This window comes from uncultured Sphingomonas sp. (assembly GCF_946477935.1).
In the GTDB taxonomy this organism is placed as follows: Bacteria; Pseudomonadota; Alphaproteobacteria; order Sphingomonadales; family Sphingomonadaceae; genus Sphingomonas.
The window spans coordinates 1-10,042 of sequence record NZ_CAMLAC010000130.1; the positions used below are offsets into that span (position 1 = coordinate 1).

Genomic DNA, 10,042 nt, shown 5'->3' on the forward strand with positions numbered 1-10,042 from the left:
TTGCCGCCGGCACGCTGCTGCTCGCCTCCGGCCGCCGCTGGACGCTACCGGCGATCACCGCGCCCGTCGTCGCACTCGCCGCCGCCTCCGCCCCCTTCACCCATGCACCGTCGCCCGCCCCGTCCACGCCCCGCATCCGCGTCGTCCAGCCCAACATCGGCAACGACCTGCGCACCGCGGACGCGGGCGACTATGCCCTCGACGCGCTGATCGCCGGGTCCGGCCGCCCCGGCGCGATCCCCCGCCTGATCGTCTGGCCAGAGGGATTGCTCCAACACCTGCTGGAAAATGGTTATCCGGCGTATATTTACGACCGCCGCTGGCCGGTCGATACCCGTCGCCGCATCGCCAGCGTGCTGGGTCCGCGCGACATGCTGATGACCAACGCCACGACGCTGACCTTCGATGCGCGTGGCGACATCGACGGCGCGGGCAACTCGGTCCTCGCCATCACGCCTGACGCGCGCATTGCCGGGCGGTATGACAAGGCGCATCTGGTACCCTTTGGCGAATATCTGCCCTGGTCCTCGCTGCTCACACCGCTCGGCCTGGCGCGCCTCGTCCCCGGCGACATCGACTTCGTACCCGGCCGCGGCCCCGCGTCGCTCGACTGGCCCGCGTTCGGTGCGATCGGCATCCAGGTCTGTTACGAGATCATCTTCTCCGGCGAGGTCGTTGACCGCCACCATCGCCCGCGCCTGATCTTCAACCCCTCGAACGACGCCTGGTACGGCCGCTGGGGCCCGCCCCAGTTTCTGGCGCAGGCGCAGTTGCGCGCGATCGAGGAAGGCCTGCCCGTCGTCCGCGCCACGCCCACCGGCATCTCGGCGATCATCGCGGCGGACGGCCGCATCGTCGCCAGCATCCCCCACGAGACGGCGGGCGCGGTGGAAGCGGCGATCCCCCCCGCCCTGCCGCCCACGCTCTTCGCACGCCTCGGCAACCTCATGGCCGCGCTCGTCACCCTGGCGCTGTTCGCCATCGCCGTTGCCATCCGCCGCCGGGGCCGTTAGATGCACATATAAAGCTATCTTTATATCCTTATGAGGACGGGTATGCGCAGTTCCTACATCTTCACCTCCGAGTCCGTGTCCGAAGGCCATCCCGACAAGGTTGCCGACCAGATCTCCGACGCGATCGTCGACCTGTTCCTCTCCAAGGACCCCGAAGCGCGCATCGCGTGCGAGACGCTGACCACCACCAACAAGGTCGTGCTGGCCGGCGAGATCCGCTGCAAGGGCGTGTTCGAGAACGGCGCGTGGGTGGACGGCGCGCTCGACGAGATCGAGCGGACCGTGCGCGAGACGGTCAAGCGCATCGGCTACGAGCAGGACGGCTTCCACTGGGAAAGCTTCGACTTCTCGAACAACCTGCACGCCCAGTCGGCGCATATCGCGATGGGCGTGGACGAGAGCGGCAACAAGGACGAAGGCGCCGGCGACCAGGGCATCATGTTCGGCTACGCCACCGACGAGACGCCCGGCCTGATGCCCGCCACGCTCTATTACAGCCACAAGATCCTGGAAAAGATGGCGGCCGACCGTCACTCGGGCGCTGCGCCCTTCCTGGAGCCGGACGCCAAGAGCCAGGTCACGCTGCAGTACGAGAACGGCGTGCCCGTCCGTGCCACCGCGCTTGTGGTCTCGACCCAGCACTCCGCCGATCTGTCGAACCCCGAAGGCCAGGCCAAGCTGCGCGAATACGTCAAGGGCGTCTTTGCCGAGGTTCTGCCAGAGGGCTGGCTCCCGCAGGACAAGGCGATCTACGTCAACCCGACCGGCCTGTTCGAAATCGGCGGCCCGGATGGTGACGCCGGCCTGACCGGCCGCAAGATCATCGTCGACACCTATGGCGGTGCCGCCCCGCATGGCGGCGGCGCCTTTTCGGGCAAGGATCCGACCAAGGTCGACCGCTCGGCCGCCTATGTCGCGCGCTACCTCGCCAAGAACGTCGTCGCGGCCGGTCTCGCCAAGCGGTGTACGATCCAGCTCTCCTATGCGATCGGCATTGCCGAGCCGCTGTCGGTCTATGTCGACCTCCACGGCACCGGCAATATCGAGGAGTCGAAGCTGGAGCATGCGCTGCCCAAGCTAGTCCGCCTGACGCCGAAGGGCATCCGCGAGCATCTGAAGCTGAACGCGCCGATCTATTCGAAGACTGCCGCCTATGGCCATTTCGGCCGCGACGCGGAAGGCGCGCTGTTCACCTGGGAAAAGACCGATCTGGTCGATGCGCTGAAGACCGAACTGGCCGACTGAGCCACGGTCCATATGCCTGAACGGATGGGCCTCGACCGCCAGTTGGTCGAGGCCCGTTTCGTATATGCCTAGCGCGTAACGCGCCGCAAGATCGCCGGCGCCATCCGGTCGACGATCAGCCGCGCCGCTCGCTCCGACACCCAGCCGATCGCGCCGCCGACAACGACATCGCTGATATAATGCGTGCCGCGTGGCGGTTGCAGGGCCGCGATCACCCCGGCGGCGCCCTGCGTCGCCAGCCCCGTCAACGGCGCCTCCCGCGCGACCGCATTGGCCACCGCAACCGCGCCCGCCGTATGCCCGGATGGAAAGGAGTTGAGCGGTGGCGTATTCTTCTGGCCCGCCTCGAACACCGGCTTACCGATCTTCTCCGCATGGTTCGGCCGCGCGCGCACCACGCTGCGCTTCACCACGCTCTTGATGCCCGTCGCGATCAGATGCGCGGTCAGCATCCGCGCGCCCGTGCGGGCCAGCACCGGCCGCCTCAGCACCAGTCCGGTTGCCAGCGTCGCCGCCGAAATCGCGATCAGCGGCGGCTGATCCGCCACCTCGCTGGCGCCTCCAGCCATGCGAACCAACAAGGTATCGCGGTTCTGCGCCACATCGTGCGTCGCCTCCGTATCGGCCTTCAACAAGGCCTTGCCCGCCTTCTTCGCATCCTTCTTCTTGCCCATCGCCTTCCTTTCCGGCGCTGATCGCGACCAGCCGCCATATCCGATCCGCGAGTGCAACCGCCGGTGCGGCCACTTTGCTCCGGCGCATCATCGGATTATGGGCGGCGGCCATGAACGATCCCGTCGCCATCCGCCGCCTGTATGGCCGCCGCCAAGGCCACAAGCTTCGCCAGGGCCAGGCCGCTCTGGTCGAGGAAACCCTCCCCACCTTCAGCGTGCCCGAAACCGGGCCCATCGACGCGCGCACCCTGTTCGGCGACGATCGCCCGCTGCAACTGGAGATCGGTTTCGGCGCAGGCGAGCATCTCGCCGGACAGGCCGAGGCTGCGCCCGAGACCGGCTTTATCGGCTGCGAGCCCTTTTTAAACGGTGTCGTCGGCGCGCTCGGTCACATCCGTGACCGCAGTCTTGCCAATGTACGCCTGCACATGGGCGACGCGCTGGAAGTGATCGAGCGCCTGCCCGATGCCAGCTTGGAGCGCGTCTATCTCCTCCACCCCGATCCCTGGCGCAAGGCACGCCACGCGAAGCGGCGGATGATGAACCACGGCCCGCTCGATGCGATCGCCGCCAAGCTGAAACCGGGTGGAGAGTTCCGCCTCGGCACCGACGATCCCACCTATTGCCGCTGGTCCATGATGGTGATGAACACGCGGACCGATTTTGTCTGGCAGGCCGAAACCCCGCGCGACTTTCTCCACCGCCCCGCCGACTGGCCGGAAACCCGCTACGAGCGCAAGGCGCGGCGTCAGGGGCACGAGGTCTGGTATTTCCGGTATATCCGACGGTAGGCCGCGTGTTACGGGTCCTCGCCCCTTATAAGCCGGGCGTTTGACTTCCCGCCGTTTTCTTGATGCTCCCGCTGCGGTGATTGCTACGTGATTGCTGGGATCACCTGGCCGGAACAGCAGCGGTATGAACGCCGGCGCATTCATCACGTCGCGACGCCGCGCCTGCCGCCAGCGGGCCGCATAACGGCGCACCGCATCGTAGGAGCCATCGAACCCCTCGCGTACCGGCAGGTCGTGGATGCGCCCGATGCGCAGCTTCTCGCGCCGGATCCTCAACACCGTATCCAATACCAACATCCAGATCTCGCCGCTTGACACACCGTCAAACGAACAGCCTAGACCACCGGGATGAAGGGTCCGCTTTCCACGCCGATCCACAGGTCAATCGCGGTCACGCCATCTGGGCGCCAAGCCATACTAGATCGCACCAATTGAACCGGGGTAGCGCTGGGCATGGATGGCGACGGGGATGGAATGTCGCGATGGGCCGAGCGCATGGACAATAACGGCATGTAGTGGCAGGTCGGCGATGGCCCGGAGCCGGCCTTCCCACGCCGACGATCATGTATGATAAAATGCAATTGTTATTGCTGACGGCCTATATTGCCTTAGAGGCAATTCCTTAAGATCAACAACTAAACCTGTCTCTGCTTATCGGGCAAAATGCTGCATGAATCCATGAGCGTCATCTGCCAGAACCTTAAGGGTGTGCTTCAAAATGCCTCCCGAGTTTTGAACCTTTCCTACTGAAGCGAGATTCTGAATGGCGGAGGATGTTATCTGCTTACTGGCCTCGGCAAGCATTTGGCTACGCTCCTCTACGGCAATAATGCGCCTGTTGATTTGATCTATCGCATCGCTTTGCCCTCGAGACATGTGGGCTACGCGGCTGGCACCATCATCCAGACTGCCAATCAGCGCGGACAAGCTTCCGGTACTGGCAACAACAGACTTGATATGACCTTGGACGGATTCGATTTTATTGCGAACGTCACCAGCGCTTGCGCCAGTGCGCATGGCCAGCGACTTTATCTCGGCTGCGACGACGGCAAAGCCAGCACCGGCGGGGCCAGCGCGGGCGGCTTCAATAGTCGCATTGAGCGCCAAAAGATTAGTCTGTTTGGTAATGGCCGTAATTACATCTACGATCTGCTCGATACTGGTAGCTTGCACTTGCGACAGCCCGACAGTTTCGTTCGCGCTCTGCGCGTGGTCATTGATCGACCGGGCAGCGAGGCTGGTGCCAGCAACTTCGCGATCTATTTCCTCGAATGCACGTGCAAGCGAATGTGTCTGCTGCCCGGCTTCATGCATCTCGGTGGCGAAAAGCTGGGCGATATCGTCGAGTTGCTGAGCAAGTGCACGGTTGCCGTTGATTGCTTCCCGCAACGAGACAGCGTTGACCTCAAGGAGCTCCATCGCCTCCTGCGCGTCCCGGATAACGCCGCTAACCTGCTTTTCAAATGCCTCCGCCAGCGTTGCCAGCGTTTTCTCACGCTCCCGCCGGGCCTGTTCTTCCATCTCGGCGATAGCCTGCGCTTGCTGTTGCTTCGTCGCCTCCGCCTGCTGGTGCAGGATGGCTGCTTGTTGCGCCAGAAGCGCTGCTTCCTTGCGCTGTTTTTGAAAGGCAGCAAGGGCGTTCACGACGAGCCCAAGTTCGTCTCTACGCTGTAGCGCTACGAGATCCACATCGGCATCGTTCATGACAGAGTCCGTGGCCGCAGCGATGCCGGCGACCGAGCGTACGATCGAACGCCCGACCACATAGGCCATCAACAGGCTCAGCGCCGTTCCGATGAACAGGACCACCAACTGGATGGCTATGGTGATACGGGTTGCCAACAGCGCGCTCTGCGCGCTCTCGTTCGCCTGGCGCACCCCAGCGTCCGCGACTTGTCGGATCTGATTGTCGATACGTTGCGCGTTACTACGAAAAGGCGCCACCATTGTAGCGGCACTGGCGAAATCAACCTCCAGCATCGACGTCAAAACATCTACGCTGGCCGTATAGCGGTCCAGTTCGGACACCACGTCTCCCAGCACCGCCTCCTGCTCACGGTGGTTTCGCTGGTAATCGATCAGCGCTGTTCGCACGCCGTTCAGATCTCCATTGATGGCCTTTACTCGCGCGTCGATCGTCAGTCCCGAAGATGCTGCCTTGGTGACAAGGAGGTTATACACGTTCGAATTGGCGGTATCGAACCGTTGCGTGATTGCATTCAATTGGCCGATGTCGCGCATATCGCGGTTGACAATGTGATCTACGCCGCGCCCGACAATCAGCAGCGCTGTGGTGCTGGCCAGTGCCATGACAACGAAAAGCACGAGCATGATCAGCGGCGTCGCTGCCACTTTTCCGGATATAGGCCGGTCGGCCAGCTTGAGCTTCCATTCAAGCCGATCCGACAACCGAGAAAGCTGGTCAAAGCGCAACGCGGACTCCTGCTCGCACGCGACGATCCGCGGGGATCGGAGAGCCCGCGGCGCCTGCGGCCAGCGTGAGGTTCTCGCCAGCAGCAAATAGTTCAAGGGTTGGGGCGAGGCGCCAACCGGCGCGTGCGTCGAGCGCCACTGCGTCGTTGACGCGGTAAAGCATCAATCTTGGTTCAGCAGAGAACGCGAATTGCCGGGTCGCAGAGGTGTAGCGGGCAACTCCGGAAAGCGACAGCCGGTCGGTTGCATACCCAACTACGATGTTGGCTTTGTGAACCGGGGTCGTCGACTCCGGCGATAAGGCATAGGGTATCGGTTGGACCAGCGAGCCGAGTTGCTCATCGGTTTGCGTCCAGGTGTAATTACCCCGCCACGTTAGTCTGCCGACTATCCCCGACACGGAAATGGATGTGCCGTAAGTGGTATAATCGCCGATGGCTTTGAAGCGCGCGACGAGGGACGGGGTAGGAAACAGAAATAATTCAGTCTGCAGTCCGTCTCCGGGAGAGGCGATTGCATTGTTGGTGCGCGTGACGAACGCCGTTGCTTCCAAGCGCATATCGCCAGAGGTGTGAACATAACCGAGCTCACCGCTCCATATCCCAACCGGGCTCATGCCAGGAGAGCCAGTGACAAAAACCGGAATAGGGGATGGTGTTACGATCGGGAGCCGCGTGCCGAAATTCACCAATGACGGCAACTGGTAGCCGTGCCCGCCGTTCAATCGCAGTAGATTGCGCGCGTCAACGTGGACAAGCAGAGCAGCGTTGAAGCTGAAGCGGGTGAAAGCACGATCAAAATCGCGAGGATCATCATACGCTGGCTGGCGAACGGCGCCAGACTGCCCCAGCCAAAGACGTTCGAGGCGACCTGCTGCGGTAATTGAAATGCGTTCACTGGCATGAACATCGAGCAGCGCATTGACGGATGCAACGTCGTAGGAGATCAGATCAGAGAACTGGTCGATCGAGGCAAGCCTGTTGTTACGGTATTCAACGCCTACCCGTAGCGTACCAGCCGTGCTCAAGCGCAGGATTGAAGACGCCTGGGTGGCAATGATTCGATTCTTGAAGATGATCGGAACGGTGGCATCGACGGTCGTGCCGATACCGTACTTCGCGGTCAGCCAATTAACGTAACCATTGAGCGTAATCCCACCCCACGATGTATCGTGAGCAGCAGATGCATGAACGTTGTGACTGCTGTAATCCTGGTTGGAGAGCAGTTGGCTGGGCAAATATTCGATCTGGCTGTTGGACGCATAGCCACCACCCAGTACGGCTTCCAGTCCATCGAAGGATGCTGAAACATCTCCGGCAATCTGATCGCTGGCGACGTTTGCGATCATCGCTGGCTGTACCAACGACGCCGGAATATCACGTTCGTCTTCGCGCGCGTGTGCTCCGGAGATCCTGATGCCGATTGACGGAGTCACCGGGAGCCGTACGACACCTGACACCTTGCCGATGTCATGATTGCCGACCTCCGCTGTCGCCGTAAAAGATGGGGCGGTGCCGGCCCGCCGGGTGACGATGTTGACCACGCCACTTGCAGCGTTGAAGCCGAACAGTGCGTTTGCCGGACCGCGGACCAGCTCAATCTGTTCGATTTCCTCAAGCTGAACGCCAAGCAAGTTCCAATTCGTCATGCCGTAGTGGTCGAGATAAACCTGCCTGCCATCGACCAGAACGAGCAGCCTTGCATTGTAGGTCTGGACACCGCCACGTACCGCGACGTCGCTTTGTCCAGCCGTCCAACGGTTCACGTCGATGCCAGCATAGGTCTTCAGCAACCCGGGAACATCACGGGCGGGCGAGCGGGCAATATCCGTTCGCGTGATGATGATTGTGGAGGCTGGTAGTTCTGAGGCACGTTGCGGCTTTCCGGCCACGCTGGTGGTGACAGGCTCGCCGATTGTGTCCTGCAGTGCTTGATAATCGACGGTTTGCGCCATGGCAGCCGCGGGGCACAGGAGAACGCCAGCCGCAAGAATGGCCCGCAGCCTGATGGCAGGAAGGATGACGGGCATTCTCAAATTTCCTTGACCAGCATGAGGAATGCCGAACCGAACCGAACATTCGTGGCGCGCGCAGCAGCGCGATTGATCGTAATCTGCGTCTTCGGGGCAGAGGTGACCCCGACGACACAACGGCCGGATTGTACGCATGCGGGGTCAGACGATATGGTGAGGACTGATGATTTTGCTGCCGCGGCCGCAATGGCACTGTGTTCACTGCGAAGACCGGCGGTGACGAACGCGACGCGGTATCCTGTTAATACGCCCAGCGCCCCAATCGGCACGCGTCTCGACCGGATGGTGGCCCGTCCTGCTGCGATTCCTGCACCGATGGAACGCTCGATCGCGTTCGCCTCGGCTTCCGAGGCGCCGTTGCCTGGCTCAAACACTATTGCGGCAGTGACGATGCCCGACGGTCCGGGCTGAACGAACGAAACGACGCGGGTTGCGATGGGCACGTTCAATTCCGCGCCAAGCGGTGCAGCGCTTCCCAACGCAGCTACACCAAACGCCCATGACCAAGGTCTAATCAAGATTACCCCCACGTTGAACGGGCTTTGTGAAGGCCATCGTTATCGAATTGGTTAATGGTCTTGTTCAGCGGCGTGGTCGGTACGGTAGAAGACCATAAAGGGAGGATTTTGGCTTAACAGTCAGAGGGACGCTCCCCGCAACGACAACGGCAACCTCCACGCGTGTAGTGGCTACGCTGCGAACTGGACGATGATCAGGTCGCCCGAGATGCCGAGCCCATGTCGCGGACGATCGCAGAAGCTAATCGAGGACTTCCGACGGACCGGTAGGACCGAATGACATCGGCGCGTCAAGTGCGATGGGGCCCTGTTGGCAGCTAGCGGATCGGTTCGCTACAAGCGAGGCATCAAGGTGGTTAGATCGAGCTATGGCAAGACGTTCAAAACATGACCCTTATGATCATCTTCCGCAGGAAGACGACACGCCGTCCGCGCCGGTGCCATGCTGGCTCTGCGGCCGGCCGACCGGCAAAACCATTGTCTGGCATCACCCCGTGCCCAAAAGCCGCGGTGGCCGCGATGTCGTGCCTATGCATCCGATCTGCCAGCAGACCCTAATTGCCAATTTCACCAATTCCGAATTGCAACGGCATGGGATGGAAGTGGCCGGACTGCTGGATCATCCAAACGTACGCAAATTCGTGGATTGGGTGGCGAAGAAGGATCCGGACTTTACCGCGGCGATAACAAGGAAGCAGCGCTGATACATGCCGTTCAATTACGATGATTGAATGGCATGAAACGGATAATACCACCTGAACGGCTGCGATTGGGTCGGGTCCAGCCAAGCGCATCCCCGCCCGCAAACGTCGCGATCAATTGATCATCGCCCTCGGTCAGCACGATGCATGACCATCTGCTCCAACAATACCATATCGTCGTCGAGACTAGCCTCGCGCACGCCATTGCGGCAGCTTCAAATTGCGGACGTTCGTCATCAGCCACGATGCCTGCCCCGCAGTCACATCCCATGCCGTCACGTCGAGCCCACGCTTGACGCCCTCCGCATGACATAGGCGAGGGAGGTCGCGTCCCAGGGTGTGGTGTAGCTGAGGGGTGGCCGTCGGAGATCTTCGGATAGGTTTGGGTAGCGAAACTCAACCGACGGAGACCCCGATGACCGACGACACGATGAACATGCAGGCCGAACGATCTTCGATCGCCTTCAGGTTCCGTGAAGAGATGCAGTGGGAGTTGAGGCCGGGACCATGGTGCTGTCCGTAGGCGACCCGGCCTCAAGAGACATCTATCGCGCACCGAAGCGCGCGATCGACTGATGCGTCCTAAAGGCAAGGTATTGCCAAACTATGGCGTTCGCCACCCGAAATAAGGCACG

At 61.6% G+C, this 10,042-nt stretch carries 8 protein-coding genes and 2 pseudogenes; 4 read left to right on the plus strand and 6 right to left on the minus strand.

Translation table 11 applies throughout. The features are described 5' to 3' along the window. Nucleotides 1–1,013: apolipoprotein N-acyltransferase (gene lnt / locus Q0U08_RS13280; protein WP_298091871.1), on the plus strand; the 1,013-nt coding region annotated here is incomplete at its 5' end. A 42-nt stretch (nucleotides 1,014–1,055) separates the two neighbouring features. Beyond that, a complete protein-coding gene (metK, locus tag Q0U08_RS13285) occupies nucleotides 1,056–2,258 on the plus strand; it encodes a methionine adenosyltransferase (protein WP_298091872.1) in 1,203 nt (400 codons plus the stop codon). Between the two features lie 68 nt (nucleotides 2,259–2,326). Here the strand turns inward: metK and Q0U08_RS13290 are convergent, their stop codons facing one another. Continuing rightward, on the minus strand, nucleotides 2,327–2,932 hold the full coding sequence (locus Q0U08_RS13290; RefSeq protein WP_298091873.1) for a phosphatase PAP2 family protein: 606 nt from the start codon (nucleotides 2,930–2,932) through the stop codon (nucleotides 2,327–2,329). Nucleotides 2,933–3,042: 110 nt separating this feature from the next. On the opposite strand from Q0U08_RS13290, the gene trmB reads away from it, so the two are divergent. After that, nucleotides 3,043–3,723 carry a tRNA (guanosine(46)-N7)-methyltransferase TrmB gene (gene trmB / locus Q0U08_RS13295; RefSeq protein WP_298091874.1) on the plus strand — a complete coding sequence of 227 codons (681 nt, stop codon included), beginning with the start codon at nucleotides 3,043–3,045 and terminating at the stop codon, nucleotides 3,721–3,723. Between the two features lie 99 nt (nucleotides 3,724–3,822). On the opposite strand, the pseudogene Q0U08_RS13300 reads toward trmB, so the two are convergent. From Q0U08_RS13300 to Q0U08_RS13315, 4 genes and pseudogenes are all read right to left on the minus strand, one after another. Continuing rightward, nucleotides 3,823–3,990 (minus strand): annotated as a pseudogene (locus tag Q0U08_RS13300) (IS21 family transposase); the annotation flags it as partial. A 384-nt stretch (nucleotides 3,991–4,374) separates the two neighbouring features. Further along, a complete protein-coding gene (locus tag Q0U08_RS13305) occupies nucleotides 4,375–6,156 on the minus strand; it encodes a methyl-accepting chemotaxis protein (protein WP_298091875.1) in 1,782 nt (593 codons plus the stop codon). Continuing rightward, entirely contained in the window at nucleotides 6,146–8,185 is a 2,040-nt protein-coding gene (locus tag Q0U08_RS13310) for a TonB-dependent siderophore receptor (RefSeq protein WP_298091876.1), read from the minus strand. The genes Q0U08_RS13305 and Q0U08_RS13310 overlap by 11 nt, the downstream gene beginning before the upstream one ends. 2 nt (nucleotides 8,186–8,187) lie before the next feature. After that, the gene (locus tag Q0U08_RS13315; RefSeq protein WP_298091878.1) at nucleotides 8,188–8,631 is read right to left on the minus strand and encodes a YfiR/HmsC family protein; all 444 of its coding nucleotides are present in this window, start codon (nucleotides 8,629–8,631) and stop codon (nucleotides 8,188–8,190) included. 443 nt (nucleotides 8,632–9,074) lie between these two features. Between Q0U08_RS13315 and Q0U08_RS13320 the strand changes: the two genes are divergently transcribed. Then, nucleotides 9,075–9,410, plus strand: a complete 336-nt coding sequence (locus tag Q0U08_RS13320; RefSeq protein ID WP_298091877.1) for a hypothetical protein — start codon at nucleotides 9,075–9,077, stop codon at nucleotides 9,408–9,410. Nucleotides 9,411–9,605: 195 nt separating this feature from the next. Here the strand turns inward: Q0U08_RS13320 and Q0U08_RS13325 are convergent. Further along, nucleotides 9,606–9,701 (minus strand): annotated as a pseudogene (locus tag Q0U08_RS13325) (DUF159 family protein); the annotation flags it as partial. Nucleotides 9,702–10,042 lie beyond the last annotated feature (341 nt).

Bases quoted from the DNA above. Each gene is read 5' to 3' on its own strand.
- Q0U08_RS13310 (WP_298091876.1), bottom strand. From the start codon at position 8,185: ATGCCCGTCATCCTTCCTGCCATCAGGCTGCGGGCCATTCTTGCGGCT.
- metK (WP_298091872.1), top strand. From the start codon at position 1,056: ATGCGCAGTTCCTACATCTTCACCTCCGAGTCCGTGTCCGAAGGCCAT.
- Q0U08_RS13320 (WP_298091877.1), top strand. From the start codon at position 9,075: ATGGCAAGACGTTCAAAACATGACCCTTATGATCATCTTCCGCAGGAA.
- Q0U08_RS13290 (WP_298091873.1), bottom strand. From the start codon at position 2,932: ATGGGCAAGAAGAAGGATGCGAAGAAGGCGGGCAAGGCCTTGTTGAAG.
- trmB (WP_298091874.1), top strand. From the start codon at position 3,043: ATGAACGATCCCGTCGCCATCCGCCGCCTGTATGGCCGCCGCCAAGGC.